Raw genomic sequence first — 24407 nt, 5'->3', positions numbered from 1 at the left:
GCAGGCGTATGATGTGGTAAAGATAGCTTTTTGCCTGAACTGTTCTACGGCTGCCGCTTGGTTTGCGATGAGCGTTTTCCACCAGTTTTAGTCAAAATATGCCCGAAACGGAAGGTGCAACTCCCAATTCCCTGGTTTTCTTTTTGAAGGAAGAAGAAAATCGCTCCGCCTTCCGGGTTTTTAGTTAGCGCAGGTTGAAATGCAAGGAAACTGCTGCTGAACGGGCTTAGGCTGCCTAGTCTCTAGTTCAAGGATTCCTGTTTTTGGGCTAGTCTTCTCAAAAGAGGCTAAAAGCGCCTATAACCTCGCGCCGGTTTCTGCGTCTGTATGCAGCATGGATATTGGACAAGATCAACTCTACATTGGGACCTCGGGCTGGAGTTATGCGTGGCGGGGCATCTTTTACCCCGAGGACATCAAATCAGCGGAGATGCTGCCTTTCTACGCCCAGCACTTCAACTGCACCGAGGTCAACAGCAGTTTCTACCATTTCACCATGGAGAAAACCATCCTGAAATGGCTGGAAACTACGCCTGCCCACTTCAAGTTCGCGCCCAAATTGCACCGTTCCATCACCCATGAGAGCCGCCTGCAGAACATTGAGGACCCCTTGCGCAAGTGGATGGACCGTTTCCTGCTCATGGGTGAGCGGCTGGGACCCGTGCTGGTGCAGTTGCCGGGTTCTTTTCATTACAATGAACTCATCGCGAAGCACTTTTTCACGCTGTTGCGCAACCTGTACCCTACCACCGTTTTCGCGCTGGAAGTACGACACGCGTCCTGGCACACTGAGGAAGTACTGGGACTGCTGGAGGAATTCAATATTTCATTGGTCGTGATCAGTGCCGGAAAGAGATGGCCTGCCCTGGCCACAGCTACTACTGATACCGTCTACATGCGCCTGCACGGCCACGAGCAACTGTACCGGGGTGCCTACCCCGAGGAGGAACTGGAGCGTTTCAGCTACATGGCCCAGGACTGGCTTCTGGACGAGAAAACCGTTTGGTGCTTTTTCAACAACACCATTGGCGGCAACGCCACGTCAGATGCGAAAAAGCTGCAGCAGGCCATCTTGAATCTTTAACGGTTCTGGTACCAGCGCCTGGCCCAACTTCCGGCCCACCAGAGCGCCAGCGCCCACAAGAGAATGATGACCAGGGCAGCCCATTTGCTGTGTTTGAACCGCGGAACTCCGTTCGTGGCAATTTTTTGGCGATACTCCTCCATAAGATCAGTCGGCAGCAGTTTAACGGTAAGCCAGATGCCCAACGGAAGCAGCAGCAGGTCATCCAAGTATCCTAGCACCGGAATAAAATCAGGGATGAGGTCAATGGGGCTGAGCGCGTAGGCAACGGTGAGCGCACCCATGGCTTTTGCCAGCCAGGGCGTTCTGGGATCCTGGATGGCTAAAGCCACCGCCCAAACATCCGCCTTCAGGCGTTTTGCCCACCTTTTCAGTTTTTGCCACACTACTTTTGCCGGTTTTGCCTTGTAGGGATGGAAAGCGTTTTAAGCCCGATTTTCAGAAGATGAGCCTTAAATAGGATTGCTGATTGCTTTCCAAAAAGAACAATCAACAATGAACAATTAAACGAAAATCTCAGCCAGCATGCAGCGGGCGCTTCCGCCGCCGTGGGCTTCAATGGTGCGCAGGTCTGAGCGTACGATTTTGGTGCGGCTGTTGAGGTCTTCAAACTGGTCTTTGCGCAGGGCTTTGTAGCCTTTGTCTGACATGACTAGCACCGGTTCCCCGGCTTTGTTGCGGATCTGCAGCATGTTACCCGCCATTTTCTTTACCTGCGCCAAAGACAAGTCAATGATCTCTTTGCCCGTGTCTACCAACGCTTCCAGTAAAAGACCCTGCTCTTCCTCATCGGGGATGGCTTCCAGGCACACCAGCGCGAAATCGGCGCCAATGCTCATGATCACGTTGGTGTGGTAAATGGGCAGACCGTTGGCATCCACCGCATGGAACACAATGGGGCGGAAATCCAGGGCTTCGCAGAAGGCTTGCAGCGGCTCGGGGTGGGTGCGCTCTGAGAGGCAGGCGTAAGCGATCTTATGCTGGCGGTCCAGCACCAGGGAGCCGGTACCCTCCAAAAACTTGCCTTCGTTCTCAAAATGGGTAAGGTCGATGACCTGGGTGAAGGGCAGGCCGTGTTCTTCTTTTAGTTGGGTGAGCAGGTCTGGGTGCCGCTCCAGGCGCCTGGTAGGGGAGAGCATAGGGTAGAGTACCACCTTGCCGCCTTTATGGAAGGAAATCCAGTTGTTAGGGAAAATGGCATCCGGGGTGGCCGGGTCTTCCACATCGTCCAGCACTACCGCGTCTATGCGGGCGGCCCAGAGCTTGAGCAGGAACTGGTTGAACTCGTCCAGCGCTTTCTGCTGCACCTGGGCATCGGCGCCCGCCGGCACTTCCTGCTGGAAAGCGTTGGTGGCGGCTGTCTCGGGGTTTGCCCCAAAATGGGCGGGGCGCACCAGCAGTACCTGCGTGGCAAGCGGTACGTTGGCGTGGGAGGGTAGTTTGTTTTCTGGTTGTTGCATGGCGGGGCCTGATCTTTGGGTTCTGCAAGATACGGCAAAACCCGGAACCGCGCACGCAGCAGGCCAGAAGCCCGTACCTTGGAAGTTTTAGCCAAGGCGACTATTTGAAGCCAAGGCTTTTTAAGCCTGTTTTTCCAAAAATAGCCTTAAAAGAAGATCCCCGTTCCCGGGCTCTTGGGCCTAGGAACGGGGATTATGGTGGGGATATGAAGGCTTTACTATGGAACTAAGGGTTGTTTAAGAGAAGGGCTTGATTACTGTTGCCCACTTGCCAAAGAATTGTTGCGCCAGAAATACCGGAAGCAACGGCCCATGACCCCTCTGAAACGCTTGGGGAAAGTGGCCCGGCACCAGCGCTTCAACTCCCTTATTTCGTGGGTGAGCAACAACCTTAAGCATTTCCGGAACTCTTTTTCAAATAACACTACATCAAAACTAACTTTCAGTAAAATGAATTTACTGTACTGCAAATAGGATGTGGTCATAGTAGTGATGGTTTTTGATTGGGTGATGGATGATGCATATTCTGAAAGCCCAAACGTTCTTCTCTTACGAAAACCAAAGAAAAGAGTAGTCCGGGGAATCAGGGAGAACCTAAGGTTTTCCTGCGTTTACGTTAAAATAGGCAGGAAATGGGGGTTCCGTGAGGGTAGTGTAGTACGGGCGAGGGAAAGATCGGTTTCGCCGGGTGCCCGTGCCGTGACCAGGGGCGAAACGTAATGGGATAACGCGCCTAAAAGCGGCGATATTGCTCGGGGCACAGGCCATCGGGGCGTATGTGCTTTGTCTTCAAGGGGGTGGGCCAGACAGAGGTTCTGTAACCGTTGGGGCTGCCGGTTTCCGCATTCTGGAAGAAGAGTCCTGATGATTTGGCCCATAATTGATCTCTGCGCTTGTAAAGCTATGGCATGCAATTCTTAACCGAAGTGCAACAAGTATAGAGATAAACTAATTAAAAGTCAAGGGGTTAAAAGAGATGTGGGTTTGGCTGGCGGATGGCCGTTGAACCTGCTTTTGCCGTTAGATGGCCTTGCGGAGACCAAATGGCGGTTGGCATTTTCAGGCCATGGGCCGTACCTTTGTTAAAATCAGTATTAATACATGTCATTATTTTCGTATTTCCGTACTCGTCACCTTTCCCTGAGTGTGGGAGTAGCCCTGGCCCTGGCGGGCTGCCAGAAAGCGTTGGTTCCCTCGGCCAGCCTTTCCCCCACCACCGATATCCCGGTCAATACCCAGATCACCCCAGACTCCGTGGCCGAGCGCACCATCACGCCTTACCGCACGCGGGTAGACCAGACCATGAACGAGGTGATTGGCCAGGCCCCCGAAGCCATCAACCGCGGCGAGATTGAGTCGCCGCTAGGGAACCTGGTGGCAGACCTGAGCCGTACCCAGGTAATGGCCGTCTACGGCAAGCCTATTGACATGGGCGGCATGACCAATGGCGGCCTGCGCAATCCCATCGACCAGGGCCCCATTACCGTAGGCGATGTGTTTGAGCTCATGCCCTTTGAAAACGAGATGTTGGTTCTGACGCTCTCCGGGGCTACCGTAAAAGAGATGTTTGACTTTGCTGCCCGCACCAAGATCCTGTTCGTGGCCAATGCCAGCTACACCCTGCGCAATGCCAAAGCCGAGGACATCACCATCGGGGGCAAGCCTTTTGACCCCAACAAGACCTACACGCTGGCTATCTCAGATTACCTGGCCAACGGCGGAGATAACATGGGTTTTCTTAAAAACGCCCTTAAAACAGAGAAGACCGGCTTGCTGGCCCGCGATGCCATCATGAAAGAGATCAAACAACGGAATGTCCAAGGAAAACCCGTTACTGGCGCTAAAGACGGCCGGGTGAAAGTGGTGAATTAAATTTGGAGATGAGAAGATGTGGAGATAGGAAGATTATAAACTGATTCTTTCATCTCCACTTCTTCAAATTTACAAATCTCCATATCTCCCAATCTTCAAATTTGCATCAATGAATCGTCGCGATTTTATAAAGAATACGGTAGCCGGATCAGCGGGTCTGGCTTTGTTGGGCCTGCCAAGCCTGGGTAGTGCCGCGGCCGCCCCCATTAAACTGACTATTCTGCACACCAATGACATGCACTCCCGCATTGACCCGTTCCCCAACGATGGCCGCAAGAACGGCGGCATGGGCGGCATGGCCCGCCGGGCTACGCTGGTGAAGCAGATCAGGGCGCAGGAACCCAACGTATTGCTGCTGGATGCCGGTGATATCTGGCAGGGAACGCCTTATTTCAACTTCTTTGGGGGTGAACTGGAGTACAAACTCATGACCCAGATGGGTTATGACGCCGCCACGCTGGGCAACCATGACTTCGACAACGGCCTGGAAGGGCTGCAGAAACAGCTGCCGAACGCCGGTTTCCCGTTCATTATCGCTAACTATGATTTCTCAGACACTATCTTAAAAGGGCGTTTCCAGCCTTACAAGGTGTTTGTGAAGGAAGGCGTGCGCGTGGGCGTGTTCGGGCTGGGAATCCAGTTGGCCGGATTGGTAGCCGATAACAACTTTGCCGGCACCAAATACTTGGATCCGGTGGAAACCGCCCAGAAAATGGTGAAAACCTTGCGCGAGCAGGAGAACGTGGACCTGGTGATCTGCCTCTCGCACCTGGGCTACACCTATGAGTACGACAAAATCAGCGACCGCAAGCTGGCCCAGCAGGTGAATGGTATTGACCTCATTATTGGGGGGCACACCCACACGTTCCTGGATGAGCCGGAGAAATTCACCCACGCAGACGGGCACGTGACGCTGGTGAACCAGGTGGGCTGGTCGGGTATCAACCTGGGCCGCATAGATTTTTCTTTTGATAGAAAAAGCAGGTCAAAAACGGCAACCACGGCTTCTGTGCTGCCTTTGAATGACCGTGTCATAAATTCGTAATCTTCAAGTTTTTTTCTCTCAAGTTTTTTTCCATTTTTGTAACCCCCTCAGAAATTCGTCACTCAATAAAACGCGGGATTGGAAGAAGCGATGTTAATGGTAAAAGACTGTACAACCGTCTGGAATAACTGTTTACAGGTTATCAAAGACAACATAGGCGAGCAGAGCTACAAGACGTGGTTCGAGCCCATCGTGCCTTTGTCTTTGGCCGGAAACGTACTCACAATACAGGTTCCCAGCCAATTCTTCTATGAGTGGCTGGAGGAACACTATGTGGGTCTGCTCAAGAAAGTGGTGTTCCAGGAACTGGGCAGCGAAGGCCGCCTGGAGTATTCCATCATTGTAGACCAGGGCAACGACCACAGCAAGCCCCAGACCGTTAACATCCCCACCAAGAAGGTGCCCGCGGCCGTAGCCAATTCCTACAGCCCCGAGCGCAGCTTCCTGAAGAATCCGTTTGAGTCCAAGGCCATTGACCGGCACTTCTTCAACTCGCAGCTGAACCAGAGCTACACGTTTGAGAACTATATTGAAGGCGACTGCAACCGTCTGGCGCGCTCAGCAGGGTACGCAGTGGCCAACAAACCTGGTACCACATCTTTCAACCCCTTGATGGTGTACGGCGGCGTAGGGTTGGGCAAGACCCACCTGGTGCAGGCCATTGGTAACCACATCAAGAGCAACAACCCAGATAAGTTCGTGCTGTATGTGTCTTCTGAGAAGTTCGTGAACCAGTTCATTGAGTCTTTGAAGACGAACAACGTGCAGGATTTCGCTAATTTCTACCTGTTGGTAGACATCCTCATCATTGACGATGTGCAGTTCCTGAGCGGCAAAGAGAAAACCCAGGAGATGTTCTTCCACATCTTCAACCACCTGCACCAAAGCGGCAAGCAGATTGTGATGACCTCAGACTGTCCGCCGCGTGACCTGAAAGGCCTGGAAGAGCGTCTGTTGTCCCGTTTCAAGTGGGGCCTCACGGCCGATTTGCAGAGCCCGGATTTTGAGACGCGTATGGCCATCATCTACAAAAAGATGCAGTCAGACGGGATCCATATCCCCGATAACGTGATTGAGTACCTGGCCTACAGCGTGGATACCAACGTGCGGGAACTGGAAGGTGTGCTGATTTCGTTAATAGCACAGTCCTCCTTGAACCGCAAAGAGATTGACCTGGAATTGGCCAAAGCGGCCCTGAAACACATCATTGAAGATGTGGAGACCGAGGTAAACCTGGACTTCATCCAGAAAACCGTGGCCGAGTACTTTCAGGTAAGCCTTGACTCGCTCAAAGCCAAAACCCGCAAGAAAGAGATTGTGACGGCGCGCCAGGTGGCCATGTATTTCGCGAAGGAATACACCAGCCACTCGCTCAAATCCATCGGGTACCATTTCGGCGGCAGAGACCATTCCACGGTGATCCACTCGGTGCAGACGGTTTCTGACCTCATTGACACCGACAAGAAATTCAAGGCTTCTATCCAGGAGCTGCAGAAGAAGTTCAAGGTGAAGGCGGTTTAATAACGCGTTTTCTCTTACCCCCTATGATATCAAAAAAAGCCAAGTACGCCCTTAAAGCACTTCTTTATTTGGCCAAGCAGCATGACCGCGGTCTGGTGCTGATCTCTGAGATTGCCGTCGCCGAGCGGATTCCGCGCAAGTTCCTGGAAGCCATTCTGGTGGATTTGAAGGTGCAGCAGATTGTGCAGAGCACCCGCGGCAAGAACGGCGGCTACACGCTGGTGAAAGACCCAACCCAGCTTTCCGTAGGCAATGTCATTAGAATGGTAGACGGCCCGTTGGCCCCGGTGCACTGTGTAAGCCACCTGTATTACCGCAAGTGCGAGGAGTGCGTGGATGAGGCTACCTGCGAGATCCGCCTGCTCATGAAACGCGTCCGTGATGCCACCTGCGACATTCTGGATACTACTTACCTCGCTGATTTTTCTAAAGTGACTGCTTTGGTGGTGGAGGAAGAGGCTAATCAGATTTAACAAGGTTATAAGACTTTTCAATAGCTGTTTTAAGCCTGTTTTTCTAAAAACAGTCTTGAAACAGCTTTTTTGTTTAAAGTATTTTCCCCTCTTTCCTGATTCAAGCTTTCAACTTGGATCTACCATGGTCTTCCCCTCTTCCACTGGTTCAAGTCTGTGACTTGGACCTACCATGGTCTGCAGTTTGCAACTGCAGTGAGGCGTCAGCCTCAAAACCACCTTCTGGGCAGTTACCTCTAACTACTTACTTGCCTAAAATCCAGCGCTTGATCCTCCGTTTGGAGGTTTGTCACTTTTCTCCTTGATGAGAAAAGTAACCAAAAGAATCAAGAAGCCTCAAACTCGCTGACGCTCGGACAGTGAGGCTTCAGTCAAGGTACCACCCCGCCACTGTCCTCTGTTCCATAGTTGACGCAGGCCACTGCCATTCGGATAGTTCCTCCGTGCGTCAGGCCGGGCCTCGGCCTCACTGTAGGCCTTCGCCCCGGTCTGCCGCAGGATAATATTTTATTCGTCAGATTTATTTCTGTTAAAGGCTGCAAAAATTCCTTTTGGAAGCTGCCATTCCTTATCAACTTAATAATTTTCTTTTCTCTTAGTTGGATTTCCAGTAATTGGTGTATTAATTTGTCTACTTCATCTATAGACATTCTCAAGCGTATGGCTGCTTTAAAGCTTTCTGCTAAGAATGAAACAGAAGAAGCGAGGACAGAATACCTTTTGCAAATCATAAAAGACAAGACCATGGCATTACGATTAGGCGATATCGCTCCTGACTTTACCGCAGAAACCTCAGAAGGCACTATTCATTTCCATGAGTGGATTGGCGATGGCTGGGCTGTATTGTTTTCCCATCCGCGTGACTATACCCCTGTGTGTACCACTGAGCTGGGGGCAGTGGCCCGCATCAAGGACGAGTTTGACCGCCGCGGCGTGAAAGTGGCGGCCCTGAGCGTAGACCCTATTGACTCGCACCACGGCTGGATTCAGGACATCAACGAGACGCAGGATACCACGGTCAATTTCCCTATCATCGCAGACTCAGACCGCAAAGTGTCTGATCTGTATGACATGATTCACCCTAACGCCAGCGATACCTTCACCGTGCGCTCGGTGTTCATCATCGGGCCAGACAAGAAAGTGAAGCTGATCTTTACCTATCCGGCTTCTACCGGCCGTAACTTCGCTGAGATCCTGCGCGTGATTGATTCTCTGCAACTGACCGCGAACCACAGCGTGGCCACGCCGGCCAACTGGGAAAACGGCCAGGATTGCGTGATTCTGCCATCGGTGAAGCAGGAGGACGTGGAAGCCAAATTCCCGAAAGGCCACGTGGTGGTGAAGCCTTACCTGCGCCTTACCCCGCAACCTAACCTGAACTAAACGTTTTCCGCTCCTTTTCTAATTTTCGGGTCAAAAAGGGACAGGCATAAAACAGAAGCGGCCACTCTATGTAGGGTGGCCGCTTCTGTTTTATGCCTGTTTCTGGGAAAAGGTCCCCTAAACGTAATTATCTTCTGGTAGGCGTGATAGACGTATCGGTTACCGGAATGGCATGGCGATCAGCTACTTCCAAGAGTTTGGTTTTCGCGATCTGCTGGCTTTTTCTGGAGCTCACCAGCCGCAGGTTCACCTGGCAACGGCTGCCGTCCCGCATGGCGAAACGCGCCTGGTTGTTGTTAATAGAGATGCCCGTTACGTCCTGCAGGTGGATGGCTATTTTCTTCTTGAAATGGCCTCGTTTCTCCACCACGTACGCAGGCGTGATCTCCAGGTAAGATTGCTGCCCGAACACGGAGGTGTTCTGCGCCAGGATGAACAGCAGGTAGCCCAAAGCCAGAATCAGGAAGACATAGTGAATGAAATGGCGGTCGTTGGTAGAGGAATCGGGTTCCGTGAAAATCATGAACAACCCGTATGCCATCCACAGCAGAACCAGTCCCAACTGTACCCCGAAGGAAATTTTGTGGTCACGTGACGGCCGCAACCCAACCCTAGCCAATGATTTCATGCATTAAAAGTATTGGGCAAAGATAGTGAATTTTTAATACCAGCTTTGAGCCCTTCTAACGGGATTAGGCGCCTTTCAGAGTGGCGGTGAGGTTCATTTCGGGCACCGAGGCCAGGGCTCTGGAGATAGGGCAGCCTTCTTTGGCTTTCTGGGCCAGTTCCTGCAGCTCATTGTTAGACAGACCAGACGCTTCCACCTCGGTGGTCAGGTCAATTCTGCGGATAAAGGGGCCGTTTTCCTGGCCTAGATGTACTTTAGCCTGGGTTCTTACCGACGTAGCTTTCTTGCCGGCGTTTTCCAGCAGACTGCCCAAGAACATAGAGAAACAGCCCGCGTGCGCCGCGCCCACCAGTTCCTCGGGGTTTGTGCCGGTCACATCCTCCTCAAAACGGGTGCCGAAGGAGTAACGCGCATCCAAGGTGCCGCTTTGGGTAGAAACGGTTCCTTTACCGTCTTTCAGGCCACCTTCCCAGACGCCTGTACCTGTGTTATTTGCCATAGTTTTAAGTGTATAGTTGGTTAGATATGCGTTAAGGTACTAAAAAATAAGCTAATTGGTTTTGCCGCTCTGGGTTCTATCCTAGGTGCAACTAGTCCACTAACCAGGTTTTGAGTACACGGTAGGGGCGCCACTCCGAAGCCAGTCATAAAGTAAGGAAGTTTGTAGTTTCTTCGAAGGACTTGGGTTCTATGTCCTGACAGGAGCGTTTCCTTTCGATTTTTCAATTGCATTGATGAAGGTAAAGCTCAGACTGATGCAGACTAGCTCTGGAGGAAGAATGGCCTATGCCTTTCAGAAGAAACAAAACCGTTTTAAGGCCGGTTTTCACAAGGCAACCTTAAAGCAGAATGGTAGTCTTTCTAAGGAAAAAGGTAACGGAAAGAAGGGGTAAGGACCACTGTACAGATGTTTTCCGTTTTGAGGCCAGTTTTGGGAAAAAGGACCGTAAACGATGGCGTACCCGGGAGGCTGAAAAGAACTTCAGGAAGATTACTATCTTTACCACCTTTCATAGAGGAAATCTGAGCGGGTTTTCCCTCAATGGAAAGGTTTTCCCCGCTTGTTCAATCACTAGCAAAATGTCTACATGGGAGTAAAAGCGTTCTTGAGTAAACCTTTAGCCGCCTTGACCGTGGCCCGGCAGAAAAGCTGGATGGAGCATCCGGCCCAGGCCCAGCAGCAGGTTTTTACGTCTATCATCCGCAAAGCCGCCAACACCGCTTTCGGGAAAGACCATTATTTCAAGGACATTCAGACCCCACAGGATTTTGCCCAGGCCGTGCCCGCACGCGATTACGAGGCCTTGCGCCCGTACTTTGACCGCCTGAAGCAGGGCGAGCAGAACGTGCTTTGGCCGGGTTTGCCGCTTTATTTCGCAAAGACCTCCGGCACCACCTCGGGCACCAAATACATCCCCATCACCCAGGATTCCATCCCCAACCATATCAACGGTGCCAAGAACGCGCTGCTCAACTACATCCATGAGACCGGCCGCGCCCAGTTTTTAGACGGCAAACTGATTTTCCTGAGCGGGAGTCCGGTGCTGGAACAGGTGGCGGGCATCAACACCGGCCGGTTGTCGGGTATTGTGAACCACCACGTGCCGGGCTACCTGCGCACGAACCAACTGCCCAGCTACGAGACCAACTGCATTGAGGACTGGGAAACGAAGCTGGAGGCGATTGTGAACGAGACCATAGACCAGCGCATGACGCTTATCTCGGGCATACCGCCGTGGGTGCAGATGTACTTTGACAAAATTATGGCCCGCACCGGCAAGCAGATCAAAGACGTGTTCCCGGGCTTTAATTTATTTGTCTACGGCGGGGTGAATTTCGCGCCGTATCGGACCAAACTGATGGAGAGCATCGGGCGGAAGATTGATTCCATTGAGACGTTCCCGGCTTCCGAGGGCTTTATCGCCTTTCAGAACGTGCAGGAGGATCCCGGTCTGCTGCTCCTCGCCGACAGCGGCATCTTCTTTGAGTTCATCCCCGCCGAGGAGTTCCACCAGCCCAATCCGCGCCGCCTCACGTTAGGCGAGGTGAAAACCGGGGTCAATTACGCGCTCATCATCAACAACAACGCCGGACTCTGGGGCTATTCCATTGGTGACACCGTCAAGTTTACCTCGCTGTTCCCGCACAAGCTGGTGGTGAGCGGCCGGTTGAAGCATTTTATCTCGGCGTTTGGGGAGCACGTGATAGGGGAGGAAGTAGAGGGCGCTTTGCATGAAGCCATGCAGGAGTTCCCCGAGGTGGCCGTGACCGAGTTTACCGTGGCCCCGTACGTGAGCCAGGGCGAGGGCGCTTCTTACCACGAGTGGTTCATCGCCTATGACACGCCGCCCCATGACCCCGAGCGGTTCGCCAAGGCCCTGAACTGGCACCTGCGCCGCCGCAACAGCTATTATGACGACCTGATCTCGGGCAACATCCTGGCCAACCTCAAAGTGACCGCCCTTCCGCCCGATGCTTTCCAACAATACATGAAGCGCCAGGGCAAACTGGGTGGCCAGAACAAAGTGCCGCGCCTGAGCAATGACCGCACCTTGGCCGAGGGGCTGTTAGAAACGCTTAACCTCTCACTGTAGCCTCACATGAAGGAAACGTATTACGAGTTGCTCTTGCTCTGTTGGCTGTTTGTTGCTTGTACTCAGAAACCTGCCCCAGCAGAAGAAAATAAACCCACACTGGCCTCCGCTCCGCTAGAACAACCACCGGTAGAACAGCCACCGGAGCCCGCCACCTTCCAGCCAAAGGCCATTGTGCTGGATTCCTATTCTGAATTCCCGGACGAGGTAGAGGGCTGTTCCTGCTATTTCTCCCGGAGCAAGGAAGAGTTTAAGGCAGGCAAATACATTTACATGAATAATTATGCAAACCTGGCGTTTGTCTCTATTGGAGGCCAGCAAGTGAGACTTGAGTGCATAGACAAAAGTGACAGTGTCAAAACCGATGCTCCTTACCGGGACGCCAGCGGCAAATATGAACTTAGGGCCATCGTGAAGAAGTCTTCCCCCAGTGGAGAAGAAGTTTTCAGGACCGAAGGTTTGTTGTTGGTGAAAGACCTGAAAACGGGTGCTTCTTCAGAAATTCCTTTTGTAGGTGAGTGCGGATGTTAGGTAGATCTGGAGCCATTAAAATAGGTGTCATGGTTGCCATAATTATGGTCCAGTCCGCGCTGCTGTTGGGCCAAACCAAAAAACTCACCAAAGAGCAGTACCAGACCGATTTTACCTACTTCTGGAAAGCAATAGGGGAAGACTACTGCTACTTTGATAAGAAGCAGACCGATTGGCCAAAGGTACCCGCCCTTTACCAATTCCAACTGGACTCTGTGACGGACAACCGGCAGTTTGTTTCCTTGCTGGAGCGCGTCTTCACTGAACTGTATGACCACCACGCCTCGCTGAACACCAACTCCCCGCAATCTCCGCGCATGGTGCCCTCCGGCACCGATGTCTGGGCTGAGTTTGTGAACGGCAAGCCGATGATCCTGGAGGTAAGAAGGGGACTTGGCGCCGAGAAGGTAGGACTGCGCGCTGGGATGGAGGTTGTCTCCGTGAACGATGTGCCAGTACAGGACGCTTTGAGGCCGTTTTTAGGAAAATCGCTCAAAACCGTGGACCCCGAAGCGCAAAACTTTGCCCTGCGCATGCTCCTGGCCGGAAACCACGTGCAAACCCGGAAAATCACCGTGCAGGACAAAGGCAAGCGCCGCACCTTTTACTCTGATGCCCCTAAAATGCTTTTGGAGGACATCCGGTACCCCGCCAAAGTAGAGAGCCGGATTATCAACGGCATTGGGTATATCAAGATCAACAACTGCCTGTTTGACAATAAGCTCATTCCGGCTTTTGACAGCGTACTCAATTCTTTGGAAGAAACCAAAGCCCTGGTGCTGGACCTGCGGGAAACGCCCAGCGGTGGCAACACCACCGTGGCTCGGGCCATCTTGGGAAGGTTCATCACCAAAGACCAGTTCTACCAGAAACATGAACTCACCGCCGAGGAGCGGCAGTACGGAGTAAAGCGCAGTTGGGTAGAGGTAGTCTCACCCAGGGGAAAAGCCTATGAAAAACCGATGGCCGTTCTGGTGGGGCATTGGACCGGCAGCGTGGGAGAAGGCATCACCATCGCGTTTGACGGTTTGCAGCGGGCTACCACCGTGGGGACCAGAATGGCCGGGCTCAACGGCGCCATCTATTCTTACCAAATGCCCCATACCAACATCGGGTTCTCTTTCCCGGTGGAGAAACTCTTCCACGTAAACGGCTCTCCCCGGGAAACCTACACGCCTGCCATCCTGGTGGATTTCACCAAGGAAGTGGCGGCTGCAAAAACTGACGTGGTGCTGGAGAAGGCAATTGTTCACCTAAACTCAAAGAAGAAGTAAACTGTTTATGGCCTGTTTCCCGAAAAATAGGCCATAAACAGGATTCGGTTCAGAATTAAAGCCTTAGGATCTTTTATGATGAAATTTGCTTCCCCTTTCTTATTAGGCTTCATTCTAATTATTGTGAGTAATATTATTGGTCACTATAAACCGTCATTTTCTCTTATGGCAACGGCTGTGTTGCCTTTTATTATTGTAGGCATTTTAAATACAAAGCTTTATAAAATAAACTTCCTTCTTACTGTGATGTATGGTTATGTAATCATACTTTTTAATGATTGGCTAGTCAGAGTATATGCTTGGGGAATCCATAACCAGTTAAAAAAGGATGTAATCTTGCTACTTTCAGTAATTGCCTTTATTCTTTGTAGTGGGTGTATGTTAATTTTTTCTTTTACAAGAACTGCAACTGTAGAAAAGAAGACGGTAACCAGACTGAAAAATTCTATTAGTGTGGTTGTGTGTGGAGCATTTGCTGCAGCCTTCTACTTCGTATTTTTAATTGAACTATAGAATTGCGGATTTACAGCAATCTATCTGAAACGATTTGCATAAGAAAAGAAAGACACTCCTGTTTTTAACCTAATTTTGTATAATAGCCCCAAAACGGCGTTAAAGAGATTACATGAAGAAAAGAGTAGCCATACTTGGCTCTACGGGGTCCATCGGGACGCAGGCGCTGGAGGTGATCCAGACCCAGACGGAGGCGTTTGAGGTGGAGGTGCTCACAGCCCATTCCAACGCGGACCTGCTGATAGCCCAGGCCATTGCTTTTCAGCCCAACGCGGTGGTGATCACGCAGGAGAATCTGTATGAGCAGGTACGCGATGCACTGGAAACTCACCCCATTAAAGTATATGCGGGCATGAACGCGGTGAACGGCGTGGTGCAGATGGACACGGTGGACATTGTGCTCACCGCCATGGTGGGTTACGCTGGCCTGCAGCCCACCATCAAAGCCATTGAGGCGGGTAAAACCATCGCCCTGGCGAACAAAGAGACCCTGGTGGTGGCCGGGCAGTTGATTACGCAATTGGCGCGCGAAAAAGGCGTGAACATCTATCCGGTAGACTCAGAGCACAGCGCCATTTTCCAGTGCCTCGCCGGCGAGTTCCACAATCCTATTGAGAAAATCGTATTGACTGCTTCAGGCGGACCTTTCCGGGGCCGGAGCTGGGAGTATCTGCAGACGGTGACCAGGGCGCAAGCTTTGAAGCACCCCAACTGGGAGATGGGCGCCAAAATCACCATTGACTCGGCCTCGCTCATGAACAAGGGGCTGGAGGTGATTGAAGCCAAATGGCTCTTCGGGTTGCAGAACGACCAGATAGAAGTGGTGGTGCATCCGCAATCTATTGTGCATTCGCTCGTTCAGTTTCAGGACGGCTCGCTTAAGGCCCAGATGGGGCTGCCAGATATGAAGTTGCCTATCCAATATGCCCTGAGCTACCCGGATCGCCTGAAAACCAACTACCCGAGGTTCAATTTCCTGGATTATCCGCAACTCACCTTTGAGAAACCGGACCTGGAGACCTTCCGCAACCTGGGGCTGGCCTTTGAAGCGATGGAAAGAGGCGGAAACGCGCCTTGTATCCTCAATGCGGCCAATGAGGTGGCGGTGGCGGCCTTCCTGCGCGAAGAGGTGGGCTTTTTGGAGATGTCTGACCTCATCTCTGACTGTCTCGCTAAAGTTGCGTATATTGCCGAGCCTTCTTTGGATGACTTTGTGCAAACCGACCGCGAGGCGCGCCAATTGGCTTTAAGCCTCATGCAGGCGTAATCTTTTTCCAAAACAATCGACTTACAAACTACGGGGGCAAACTTGCTTTGGCCTCTGTATAGACCTTATAAACAGCGTAGATGGAAGCATTAGTAATGGCCGGCCAGTTAATCCTGGGCCTGACCATCTTAGTAGGAATACATGAATTGGGCCACATGCTTACGGCCAAATGGTTTGGGATGCGCGTAGAGAAATACGCCATCGGGTTTCCGCCCAAACTAGTAAGCAAACAGGTAGGAGAGACCGAGTATATGATTGGCATGATCCCGCTGGGCGGTTTCGTGAAGATCTCGGGCATGATTGATGAGTCTCTGGACACGGCTACCCTCAACCAGGAACCGGAGCCGTGGGAATTTAGGGCTAAACCAGCCTGGCAGCGCCTCATTGTGATGATGGGCGGCATTATCTTCAACGTGATCACCGGCATCATCATCTTCGCGACCCTTACCTATCTGTACGGCGAGAGCTACCTGCTGGCCAAAGACGCAAAATACGGCATTGTCACGAACGAGATTGGCAAGCAGATGGGCCTGCGCGACGGCGACAAGATTGTGGCTGCGAACGGCAAACCAATTGTGGAGTTTAATGACATTGTGAGCCCTGAGGTTCTGCTAGGCAAAAGTGGGTCTTATACCGTTGACCGGGGAGGCCAACTGGTTCAGGTGGCAATCCCAGCCAATCTCATAGACAAACTTTCTGACGATGAGAAAACCGTGTTCATTGGGCCCAGAGAGCCGTTTGAAGTAGACGAGATAGTACCAGACAGCCCTGCGGCAAATGCAGGTCTCCAGAAGGGCGACCGAATCTTGAAAGTAGATGACCAACCTGTACAGTTCTTCCACGAGCTGCAGCAGGTGCTCGCTGCCAAGAAAGGCAAGAAAGTGGTTTTACAGGTAGAACGCGCCGGCAAACCGCTTGCTGTAAATGCCACCATTCAGGAAGATGGTACCATTGGGTTTAGGCCGGCCTCTCTGTTGCCTCATGTTACGCGGGAATACAGCCTGTTAGCCTCCATCCCGAAAGGCGCTGAAAAGGCATTCGCCGTGATCACCACCAACATCAAAGGCTTCGCGAAGATTTTCCGCCGGGAGGTATCGGCTTCCAAGGCCTTGAGCGGTCCTATCGGGATTGCCCGAATCTTTGGGGGAACCTTCACCTGGATAAAATTCTGGGCCATCACGGCCATGCTTTCCATGGTATTGGCGTTCATGAACTTCCTACCCATTCCGGCGCTGGACGGCGGACACGTGATGTTTTTGACCTATGAAATCATATCGGGCCGCAAACCATCAGACAAGTTCCTGGAGAATGCCCAAAAAGTAGGCATGGTCTTGTTGCTGGGCTTGATGGGGTTTGCTATCTTTAACGACTTCTTTAAGTTGCTGTTCAAATAGTTAGCGCCCGTAACGGGGCACTGTTGATAAAAAATTGCCGGAGAAGACGCAAGATAACTGCGTCTTTCTCTGTTTACAGGGATAGAAGTTTACTCTAATGATGAAAAGAGCAGTTGGAGCCTTTTGGCTGACCCTGGTGCTGGGCTTCTGGTCACCACTGGTGGCCTGGGCGCATGAGTTCCACACCAGCATCACCGATGCCAAATACAACCCCAAGAACCAGACCTACGAGCTAGCGGTGCGGCTGTTCGCCGATGACGTAGAGGAGGCCCTGACCCGCCGCCACAAGGCCACCGTGAGGCTGGACCGTTCTGAGCGGGTGAACAGACTTCTGGCCGAGTACCTGCAAACGCACCTGGCCATCTCCACGGTGAAAGGTACCCGCGCTACCCAGAAGTTTATTGGAGCCCAGGAAGAGGCCGATGCCATTTGGGTGTACGTGGAAATCCCGGCCGGAAAAGCCCCTGCCGGGCAACTGTGGGTCCAGAATGCGCTTCTAATGGAGGTGTTTGATGACCAGACCAACATCCTGAACCTGGAGGTGGCCGGAAAGAAGCGCTCGGTGCTCTGCCGGGCCGGAGAAACCCAGCAAACGGTTTCGCTTTAGATTTCCTGAGATTTACCTTTGCCCGCCGTAGGGGTGAGGTTAGGTTTCTCCATCCTTTTAGAGATACTTGCAAACGGCTGGTTTTTGCAAAATCGGCTTAGAAACAGAAAGACCTGGGGAGTGCCCCCTGATAAATAGGAACTTGGCAGACTGCCCGCCAGAAGGAGAAACTAAACGTACCTGAGGTACTTCTTGCCGGGGAGAATTATGTTGATGATGATGTTTTGCCTCGCAGTGGCGGGTGGTTAAGAAGAAGAGCGAAGAGGCAGGTTAAGGAAAATTTTTACAACACTTTATGAGAAAAAGCTTTCTACGTGTAATGGGTTTGATGGTGGGATTGGGGGCTACAAGTTGCTCTTCTGTGTACATGCCCAATGTGCCGAACACACCCATGTTAACGTCTAAAGGAGAACTAAGCACCAGCGGACACATCACCTTAAAAGGCAACGCCAGTTTCAACTCGGCGTATGCCGTCACCGACCACGTGGGCGTTTTGCTGAGCGGGTCCATGATGAACAATAACAACAAGAAGAAAGACTTCCGCCATAATTTGTTAGAGGCCGGCGGCGGCTATTTCACCACCTTCGGGCCCAACCAAAACCGGGTGCTGGAGGTGTACGCGGGGCTGGGGCATGGCAGCAGCGACCGCACCTTCAAAGACAAGACCTCCGAAGGCCTCACCACCTATGACCGCCAGGAAACAACGTTCAACAAGGTCTTTTTACAGGTAAACTATTCCTCCAAGAAAAAGCGGATGCTAAAACTGTTCGGGAATGAGCATTTCCTAAACTACGGCACCGCCCTGCGCCTGAGCTACCTCAACATGAGCGAGTTCGTCCGGAACGATATCAAGCAGCCCACCGAGGACAACATCTTCTTTGAGCCCATCTTCTACACCCGCATGTCGTTGACGCCTTCCATTCAATTGCAGTACACCAGCGGCAGCAACTTCGGGTTGAAGAACCGTGACTTTATGACGGCCGGTAACTCGGTTTTCAGCATCGGGTTTATCGTGAACGTGGGCGGCAAGAAGCTAAAGCAGGATGCCCCAAAGCCAGAAGACAGAACTCCGGCTATTCCGCCGCTGCCTAAATGGAATAAGAAAGGCAATACTATTAAGTTGTAAAAGCTGTATTCGCATAGGAGTGTTTCAGGGCTGTTTTCTTTAAAGGAGCCTTGAAACACTTTTTATGATTGCTTGAAACAGGGGTTGTCTATTCTCTTCTCCTCACTTCCTGGTTCAAGTCTGTGACTTGGACCTACCATGGTTTGCAGTTTGCAACTGCAGTGAGGCGTCAGCCTCAAAAACTACTTTCTAGGTACTTACTTCCTATATCTGTCCTACTTTTTATGGCTGCAGCCGCGGTCTGCCCGCGTTTGTCACTTTTCTCCTTGATGAGAAAAGTAACCAAAAGAATCAAGAAGAAAAGAAACTCGCTGACGCTCAGACAGTCTTTTCTTCATTCTTTGTGGCACCCCGCAAGCGTCCTCTGTTGCATGGTGAACCTACGCCACTGCTGCTAGAGGAGCCACTGCCTGCGCTCGTCGGAGGTTGGGTTACGCATGCGCCCAACCTCCGACGAGCTGCATGTAACAGCCCTGCCATAGAGCCGCTGCAATCCTTCATCGTCCTGACGAACGGGGTGGAGTAATCTAGCTGTTTTAATCTTACTTCTGCGCTTACATGTTTCCATGACGTCACGCCGTCGCTAGTGTTATCACCAACAATTATAATTGTAGCACAACTACTTTCTAACGCTTTGCGGAATTCCCCTCCTAGGAGGGGTAGGGGTGGGTTCATGTGCAGAAGACTATTACCAATCTTGTCACGCATCTTACAGAAACACCCCATGCCATGTGCTTCTCAGAAGGAACAAGATCAGGGCTGTTTCAGATAGTCCTATTTTAAGACTTATTTTGGTAAATCACGGTGAAACTGGACTATTTATAGCGGTGGAACTGTTAATGGACTTCGCTTGGAAAGGCAAAAGCGTTTGGGGGCTGTTTTATAAAATCAGCCCCCAAACGCTTTTAAATGAAACCTTATAGAATGGTTACCAATCGCCGCCACCGGTGGCGCCTTCTTTGGGTTTGATCAGCTTGAATTCTACGCGGCGGTTTACGGCACGGTCCTCAATGGTGAGTTCGGGCTTGATGGGCTCTGAGCTGCCTTTGCCTATGGCGTCTATGCGGCCGGCGTCCAGGTTGCCTTTGCTTTCCAGGTACTTCTGGATGGAGACGGCCCGCCATTGGGAGAGTTCCAGGTTGGCATCGGGGTCGCCGCTGCCGTCGGTGTGGCCCTCAATGCTGAGGCGTACCTTCGGGTGGTCTACCAGGAACAGAACGATGCGGTCCAGGGTGGGTTTCATGGCGTCTTTGATCTCGGCCTTGCCCTCGTCAAACTCCAGGTTCTTGAAAATGAGCGGAATGCTGTAGTCAATGAGGCTGGTCATGATCTTCATCACGGTATCTTCCTTCAGGTTGATTTCCTTTTCAATGGAGAAGAAATCTGAGCTCTGGATGAGCATCATGTAGCGGCTGTTGTCAATGAGGTCAAAGTCAAAGGAACCGTCCTCGCGCAGGTATTTGGAGGCTACTTCAATGCCGTTGTCCAGGTCAATGATGGAAATGATGCCGTTTAGGGGCTTGTTGGTGGTAGAATCCATCAAAACGCCGGTGAGCTTGGTCACCGCCAGCGGATGCGCCTCCATGGGCAACGGGAAGGAGTACAGGTCCAGGTTCTTGAGATCTGAGGGCTCTGAGCGGGCGTAGTACAGGTTGGTGGAGTTGGCGTTGATGGTGAAGTAGTATTCGCTGCCTTTGCCGTTCACCAGCGGCCCGATGTTGCGCGGCTCCTGCCAGTTGCCCTTGATGCGGTAGGCCTTGTAGATATCGAAATCCCCGAAATTGAGCAACTGCCCCCGCGAGCTGAAATACAGGACCTGGTACAGCGGGTGGAAATAGGGGCTCACCTCACTCTCGCGGGTGTTGATGATGGGACCTAGGTTCTGCGCCGGCGCCCATTGGCCGTTTTTGCCTTTGTGGGTAAAATAGATGTCGCTCATGCCAAAGCCGCCCAGGCGGTCAGAGGCGAAATAGAGGGTATCTTCCTGCGGCGATAAGGTGGGCTGGGAGTCCCAGGCCTTGCTGTTTACGTTGGCGCCCAGGTTTTTGAGCTGGCCCCAGGAACCATCGGCTAGGCGGGTTGCCGTGTACAGGTCGCAGTTTCCTAACCCATCGGGGCTTTCGCAGCGAGCGAAGAAAAGGGTCTTTCCGTCGCGGCTGAGGCAGGCGGAGCCCTCGTTGTAGATGCTGTTGATGGGTTTGCCAAAAGACTCGCCCTCGTGCCAGAACCCATTTTCAAAGCGGGAGAAATAGAGGTCCTCGTCGGTGCCGGTGGCTTTCACGCCCTTGCGGCGAGAGGTGTAAATGAAGAGTTCCTCGTCTGAGCGCACGGCCGGGCCATAATCCTCGGCTTTGGAATTGATGGCATCGCCCATGTTGGTGTACACCCCGCGCGGCGGCTTGAACGTGGCCACCGATTTGCGGTACTCCACCAGTTCATAATAATACTGCAGGGGCACATACAGGTCCTTTTTCTTCTGTTCCAGCGAGTCATAGTACTGCTGTACCTGCCTGATGTCGGTGCGGTGGTGTTTGAGGACCAGGCGGTAGTAGGCCACGGCTTTCTCCCGCTGCCCTAAACGTTCATAAAGCTGCCCTAAACGCCAGAGAAGTTTCGTATCTTTATAGAAATTGTCAATCCCGAAGTTGCCCACGTACTCCTCCAGCAGCGGCAGGACCTTGGCCCAGGCCTTTTTCTTCTCCAGTTTCAGGATGGTGGCGTACTTGGCTTTGTGGTGGTAATAGGGAGCCTTGTTGATATTGGGGAACTGCAGCACAACCTCGGCTTCCGGGGCTTTTTTCCGGAGCGAATCAGTCACGGGTTTTTGCTTCAGCCGCAGGGCAGGTTTGTTCTGTCCCAGGGTTGAAAACCCCAGGAAAAAGGAGAGCAGGAAAATAAGTAGAGAGCCAGTACGCAACATAAAGGAAAGGGCACCTGAAAAGCATTATTTCAATATGCGGTACCAAATGTAGTTCTTTCTGAGGTGAAATTATCCCTATTCTATAGAAATTCGGTGATATATTGGCACAGGACTTGACAAGTATATATCTTATAGACAAACAACAGAACCGACGGGAGGATTGCTGCCATAATGGCATCCTCAGAGACACGACGTATGAATTATACCCAAGAGAACCTGATCCAGCAACTCATGTTGTCCGATTTATCTGACGATGGCAACGGAGACATCATCTCCATCATCACCTCAGAACTGGACGACGCCGAGGGCGCTGAAAAAAATACCCCCGAAACATTGCCGCTTCTGCCGGTTAGAAATACTGTCCTCTTCCCAGGGGTGGTGATTCCTATCACGGTAAGCCGGAAGAAATCTGTGCGCCTGGTGCGCAAAGCCTACCGCGGCGATAAAACCGTGGGCGTGGTGGCCCAGAAGAACATGTCCGCCGAGGAGCCTACCCCGGACGATCTGTTCCAGGTGGGCACCATGGCCAAGATCCTGAAGATGCTGGTGCTGCCCGATGGGAATACAACTATCATCATCCAGGGCCAGAGCCGTTTCAAAATAGAGGAAGTAACCCAGGAAGAACCGTACATGGTGGCCAAGGTGTCTCATTGCCCTGAGACCTTCCCGAACCAGAAAAGCAAAGAGGTGAAAGCCCTGGTGGAGTCGCTGCAGGAGGCGGCCGCCAAGATCCTGAAGCTGAACCCCGAGATTCCGCAGGAGGCCCAGGTGGCGCTGGACAACATTGACAGTCCTTCGTTTCTGACCCATTTTCTGTCTTCCAACATCAATGTGGAAGTGGCGCAGAAACAGAAGCTGCTGGAGATCAACGACGGTGTGGAGCGCGGCACTACTTTGCTGCAACTCATGATGCGCGAGATCCAGATGCTGGAGATCAAGCAGGAAATCCACTCCAAAGTACACACCGATATTGACGAGCAGCAGCGCGACTATTTCCTGCGCCAGCAGATCAAGGTGTTACAGGATGAGTTGGGCATGGACGGCCCTGAGCAGGAAGTGGAGAAAATGCGCGCCACCGCGGCCAAAAAGAAATGGCCCGAGACCGTTGCCAAGCACTTCAGCAAGGAGCTGGACAAACTGAGCCGCCTCAACCCTCAGGCCGCTGAGTACCCCATTTCCCTGAACTACTGCGAATTCCTCCTTGATTTACCCTGGAGCGACTATACCAAGGATAACTTCAACCTGAAGCGAACCAAAAAGATCCTGGACGCCGACCACTACGGTCTGGAGAAGGTGAAGGAGCGCATTCTGGAGTACTTGGCGGTCCTTAAGTTGAAGAATGACATGAAGGCGCCTATCCTTTGCTTGTACGGACCTCCGGGCGTGGGGAAAACCTCGCTGGGTCGTTCTGTAGCCAAAGCCTTGGGCCGCAAATACGTACGCATCGCCCTAGGCGGCGTGCGGGATGAAGCCGAGATCAGAGGACACCGCAAAACCTACGTAGGCGCCATGCCGGGCCGGATCATCAGCCAGATCAAAAAAGTGTCTTCCTCTAACCCGGTGATGATCCTGGACGAGGTAGACAAACTGACTTCTGATTTCCGGGGCGATCCATCATCAGCGTTGCTGGAGGTATTAGACCCTGAGCAGAACCATACCTTCGTGGACAATTACCTGGAGGTGGAGTATGACCTGTCCAAAGTCCTGTTTATTGCCACGGCTAACTCGCTGGAGACCATTCACCCGGCCTTGAGAGACCGGATGGAGATCATTGAGGTGACCGGCTACACGGTGGAGGAGAAAACCGAAATCGCGAAGCGCCACCTTATCCCTAAACTGAAGGAAGATCACGGATTACAGCCCAAGGACGTGACCTTTTCCACGGCGGCCATCCAGAAGGTGATTGAGGACTACTCCCGCGAGTCGGGCGTTAGGAACCTGGAGCGCAAGCTGGGGGCGGTCATCCGGAACATTGCCAAATCCAAAGCCATGGAAGAGGAGTGGCCGGCCAAACTGGAGCCCAAAGACGTACTGCGCATCCTGGGACCGGAAATCTTCGACAAAGAGCTGTACCAGGACAACGAGACCGCGGGTGTGGTGACGGGCTTGGCCTGGACCTCCGTGGGCGGCGATATCCTGTTTATTGAATCGTTGCTAAGCCGCGGCAAAGGGAAGCTGACCTTATCGGGGCAGTTGGGCGATGTGATGAAGGAATCCGCTATCACGGCGGTTTCTTACCTGCGCGCCCATGCCGAGGAGCTTGGCATTGATTACCGGATTTTCGACCAATACGACCTGCACATCCACTTCCCCGAAGGGGCTGTGCCGAAAGATGGACCTAGCGCCGGTATCGCTATCTTTACGTCCATCGCATCGGTGTTCACGCAGCGCAAGGTGCGGTCGCATTTGGCCATGACCGGCGAAATCACGCTGCGCGGCAAGGTGTTGCCGGTGGGCGGAATCAAGGAGAAGATTTTGGCGGCCAAGCGCGCGGGTATCAAAGACGTGATTTTGTGCTACAAGAACCGCAAGGACGTGAACGAGATCTCGGCGCACTACATTGAGGGCCTCAACATCCACTATGTGGATTACGTGGACGAGGTGCTGGACTTTGCCCTGCTGCCGGAGAAAGTGAAGAAACCACTGGACCTTCGGGTGCGGGAGGAAGCCGTGCCGGCCCCAGCCGAAAGCTGATTTTTGCCTATTTATAGAAAA

At 52.3% G+C, this 24407-nt stretch carries 21 protein-coding genes; 15 read left to right on the top strand and 6 right to left on the bottom strand.

The window, feature by feature from the left end; genetic code table 11:
• Positions 1-334: 334 nt before the first annotated feature.
• Complete coding sequence (locus FOA19_RS01260; RefSeq protein WP_149088986.1) at positions 335-1084, top strand: DUF72 domain-containing protein; 750 nt, start codon at positions 335-337, stop codon at positions 1082-1084.
• Here FOA19_RS01260 and FOA19_RS01255 read toward each other — a convergent pair.
• The 3 genes from FOA19_RS01255 to FOA19_RS01245 form a co-directional block, all read right to left on the bottom strand.
• Positions 1081-1470: a YkvA family protein gene (locus tag FOA19_RS01255; RefSeq protein ID WP_149088985.1), complete on the bottom strand. Its 390-nt coding sequence runs from the start codon at positions 1468-1470 to the stop codon at positions 1081-1083. The genes FOA19_RS01260 and FOA19_RS01255 overlap by 4 nt on opposite strands.
• Positions 1471-1587: 117 nt before the next feature.
• Positions 1588-2544: a citrulline utilization hydrolase CtlX gene (ctlX, locus tag FOA19_RS01250; protein WP_149088984.1), complete on the bottom strand. Its 957-nt coding sequence runs from the start codon at positions 2542-2544 to the stop codon at positions 1588-1590.
• Positions 2545-2798: 254 nt separating this feature from the next.
• Positions 2799-3029, bottom strand: a complete 231-nt coding sequence (locus FOA19_RS01245) for a hypothetical protein (RefSeq protein WP_149088983.1) — start codon at positions 3027-3029, stop codon at positions 2799-2801.
• A 616-nt stretch (positions 3030-3645) separates the two neighbouring features.
• On the opposite strand from FOA19_RS01245, the gene FOA19_RS01240 reads away from it, so the two are divergent.
• From FOA19_RS01240 to FOA19_RS01220, 5 genes are all read left to right on the top strand, one after another.
• Positions 3646-4416 carry a 5'-nucleotidase C-terminal domain-containing protein gene (locus FOA19_RS01240; protein ID WP_149088982.1) on the top strand — a complete coding sequence of 257 codons (771 nt, stop codon included), beginning with the start codon at positions 3646-3648 and terminating at the stop codon, positions 4414-4416.
• Positions 4417-4525: 109 nt separating this feature from the next.
• Positions 4526-5461: a bifunctional metallophosphatase/5'-nucleotidase gene (locus FOA19_RS01235; protein ID WP_149088981.1), complete on the top strand. Its 936-nt coding sequence runs from the start codon at positions 4526-4528 to the stop codon at positions 5459-5461.
• A gap of 96 nt (positions 5462-5557) precedes the next feature.
• The gene (gene dnaA / locus FOA19_RS01230; protein ID WP_149088980.1) at positions 5558-6982 is read left to right on the top strand and encodes a chromosomal replication initiator protein DnaA; all 1425 of its coding nucleotides are present in this window, start codon (positions 5558-5560) and stop codon (positions 6980-6982) included.
• Positions 6983-7005: 23 nt separating this feature from the next.
• Complete coding sequence (locus FOA19_RS01225; RefSeq protein WP_149088979.1) at positions 7006-7455, top strand: RrF2 family transcriptional regulator; 450 nt, start codon at positions 7006-7008, stop codon at positions 7453-7455.
• A gap of 744 nt (positions 7456-8199) precedes the next feature.
• Positions 8200-8838, top strand: a complete 639-nt coding sequence (locus FOA19_RS01220; protein ID WP_149088978.1) for a peroxiredoxin — start codon at positions 8200-8202, stop codon at positions 8836-8838.
• 127 nt (positions 8839-8965) lie between these two features.
• On the opposite strand, the gene FOA19_RS01215 is transcribed toward FOA19_RS01220, so the two are convergent.
• Both FOA19_RS01215 and FOA19_RS01210 read right to left on the bottom strand, forming a co-directional pair.
• The gene (locus FOA19_RS01215; protein WP_149088977.1) at positions 8966-9466 is read right to left on the bottom strand and encodes a hypothetical protein; all 501 of its coding nucleotides are present in this window, start codon (positions 9464-9466) and stop codon (positions 8966-8968) included.
• 64 nt (positions 9467-9530) lie between these two features.
• The gene (locus FOA19_RS01210) at positions 9531-9965 is read right to left on the bottom strand and encodes an OsmC family peroxiredoxin (RefSeq protein WP_149088976.1); all 435 of its coding nucleotides are present in this window, start codon (positions 9963-9965) and stop codon (positions 9531-9533) included.
• Positions 9966-10554: 589 nt separating this feature from the next.
• Between FOA19_RS01210 and FOA19_RS01205 the strand changes: the two genes are divergently transcribed.
• The 8 genes from FOA19_RS01205 to FOA19_RS01170 all read left to right on the top strand — a co-directional run bounded on the left by FOA19_RS01205 (position 10555) and on the right by FOA19_RS01170 (position 18772).
• Entirely contained in the window at positions 10555-12060 is a 1506-nt protein-coding gene (locus tag FOA19_RS01205; RefSeq protein WP_149088975.1) for a GH3 auxin-responsive promoter family protein, read from the top strand.
• Between the two features lie 6 nt (positions 12061-12066).
• The gene (locus tag FOA19_RS01200) at positions 12067-12591 is read left to right on the top strand and encodes a hypothetical protein (RefSeq protein WP_149088974.1); all 525 of its coding nucleotides are present in this window, start codon (positions 12067-12069) and stop codon (positions 12589-12591) included.
• A gap of 29 nt (positions 12592-12620) precedes the next feature.
• A complete protein-coding gene (locus tag FOA19_RS01195; RefSeq protein WP_190300243.1) occupies positions 12621-13865 on the top strand; it encodes a S41 family peptidase in 1245 nt (414 codons plus the stop codon).
• A gap of 75 nt (positions 13866-13940) precedes the next feature.
• Positions 13941-14378, top strand: coding sequence for a hypothetical protein (locus tag FOA19_RS01190; RefSeq protein ID WP_149088972.1), 438 nt, complete (start codon positions 13941-13943; stop codon positions 14376-14378).
• A 112-nt stretch (positions 14379-14490) separates the two neighbouring features.
• The gene (locus FOA19_RS01185; RefSeq protein ID WP_149088971.1) at positions 14491-15645 is read left to right on the top strand and encodes a 1-deoxy-D-xylulose-5-phosphate reductoisomerase; all 1155 of its coding nucleotides are present in this window, start codon (positions 14491-14493) and stop codon (positions 15643-15645) included.
• An 80-nt stretch (positions 15646-15725) separates the two neighbouring features.
• Entirely contained in the window at positions 15726-17039 is a 1314-nt protein-coding gene (gene rseP / locus FOA19_RS01180; protein WP_149088970.1) for an RIP metalloprotease RseP, read from the top strand.
• Between the two features lie 97 nt (positions 17040-17136).
• Positions 17137-17646, top strand: coding sequence for a DUF6702 family protein (locus FOA19_RS01175; RefSeq protein ID WP_149088969.1), 510 nt, complete (start codon positions 17137-17139; stop codon positions 17644-17646).
• Between the two features lie 391 nt (positions 17647-18037).
• A complete protein-coding gene (locus FOA19_RS01170; protein ID WP_223808678.1) occupies positions 18038-18772 on the top strand; it encodes a hypothetical protein in 735 nt (244 codons plus the stop codon).
• Between the two features lie 928 nt (positions 18773-19700).
• On the opposite strand, the gene FOA19_RS01165 is transcribed toward FOA19_RS01170, so the two are convergent.
• Positions 19701-21692, bottom strand: a complete 1992-nt coding sequence (locus FOA19_RS01165) for an OmpA family protein (protein WP_149088968.1) — start codon at positions 21690-21692, stop codon at positions 19701-19703.
• 195 nt (positions 21693-21887) lie between these two features.
• Between FOA19_RS01165 and lon the strand changes: the two genes are divergently transcribed.
• Positions 21888-24386, top strand: a complete 2499-nt coding sequence (gene lon / locus FOA19_RS01160; protein ID WP_149088967.1) for an endopeptidase La — start codon at positions 21888-21890, stop codon at positions 24384-24386.
• Positions 24387-24407: the final 21 nt, after the last annotated feature.

The organism is Rufibacter hautae, assembly GCF_008271695.1.
GTDB lineage: Bacteria > Bacteroidota > Bacteroidia > Cytophagales > Hymenobacteraceae > Nibribacter > Nibribacter hautae.
Note: the sequence above shows the minus strand (reverse complement) of the source record. Positions and strands in the feature narration are given on the sequence as shown.

Bases quoted from the DNA above. Each gene is read 5' to 3' on its own strand.
- FOA19_RS01260 (WP_149088986.1), top strand. From the start codon at position 335: ATGGATATTGGACAAGATCAACTCTACATTGGGACCTCGGGCTGGAGT.
- ctlX (WP_149088984.1), bottom strand. From the start codon at position 2,544: ATGCAACAACCAGAAAACAAACTACCCTCCCACGCCAACGTACCGCTT.
- FOA19_RS01245 (WP_149088983.1), bottom strand. From the start codon at position 3,029: ATGACCACATCCTATTTGCAGTACAGTAAATTCATTTTACTGAAAGTT.
- FOA19_RS01240 (WP_149088982.1), top strand. From the start codon at position 3,646: ATGTCATTATTTTCGTATTTCCGTACTCGTCACCTTTCCCTGAGTGTG.
- FOA19_RS01235 (WP_149088981.1), top strand. From the start codon at position 4,526: ATGAATCGTCGCGATTTTATAAAGAATACGGTAGCCGGATCAGCGGGT.
- dnaA (WP_149088980.1), top strand. From the start codon at position 5,558: ATGGTAAAAGACTGTACAACCGTCTGGAATAACTGTTTACAGGTTATC.
- FOA19_RS01225 (WP_149088979.1), top strand. From the start codon at position 7,006: ATGATATCAAAAAAAGCCAAGTACGCCCTTAAAGCACTTCTTTATTTG.
- FOA19_RS01220 (WP_149088978.1), top strand. From the start codon at position 8,200: ATGGCATTACGATTAGGCGATATCGCTCCTGACTTTACCGCAGAAACC.
- FOA19_RS01215 (WP_149088977.1), bottom strand. From the start codon at position 9,466: ATGAAATCATTGGCTAGGGTTGGGTTGCGGCCGTCACGTGACCACAAA.
- FOA19_RS01210 (WP_149088976.1), bottom strand. From the start codon at position 9,965: ATGGCAAATAACACAGGTACAGGCGTCTGGGAAGGTGGCCTGAAAGAC.
- FOA19_RS01205 (WP_149088975.1), top strand. From the start codon at position 10,555: ATGGGAGTAAAAGCGTTCTTGAGTAAACCTTTAGCCGCCTTGACCGTG.
- FOA19_RS01200 (WP_149088974.1), top strand. From the start codon at position 12,067: ATGAAGGAAACGTATTACGAGTTGCTCTTGCTCTGTTGGCTGTTTGTT.
- FOA19_RS01195 (WP_190300243.1), top strand. From the start codon at position 12,621: ATGGTTGCCATAATTATGGTCCAGTCCGCGCTGCTGTTGGGCCAAACC.
- FOA19_RS01190 (WP_149088972.1), top strand. From the start codon at position 13,941: ATGATGAAATTTGCTTCCCCTTTCTTATTAGGCTTCATTCTAATTATT.
- FOA19_RS01185 (WP_149088971.1), top strand. From the start codon at position 14,491: ATGAAGAAAAGAGTAGCCATACTTGGCTCTACGGGGTCCATCGGGACG.
- rseP (WP_149088970.1), top strand. From the start codon at position 15,726: ATGGAAGCATTAGTAATGGCCGGCCAGTTAATCCTGGGCCTGACCATC.
- FOA19_RS01175 (WP_149088969.1), top strand. From the start codon at position 17,137: ATGATGAAAAGAGCAGTTGGAGCCTTTTGGCTGACCCTGGTGCTGGGC.
- FOA19_RS01170 (WP_223808678.1), top strand. From the start codon at position 18,038: ATGTTAACGTCTAAAGGAGAACTAAGCACCAGCGGACACATCACCTTA.
- FOA19_RS01165 (WP_149088968.1), bottom strand. From the start codon at position 21,692: ATGTTGCGTACTGGCTCTCTACTTATTTTCCTGCTCTCCTTTTTCCTG.
- lon (WP_149088967.1), top strand. From the start codon at position 21,888: ATGAATTATACCCAAGAGAACCTGATCCAGCAACTCATGTTGTCCGAT.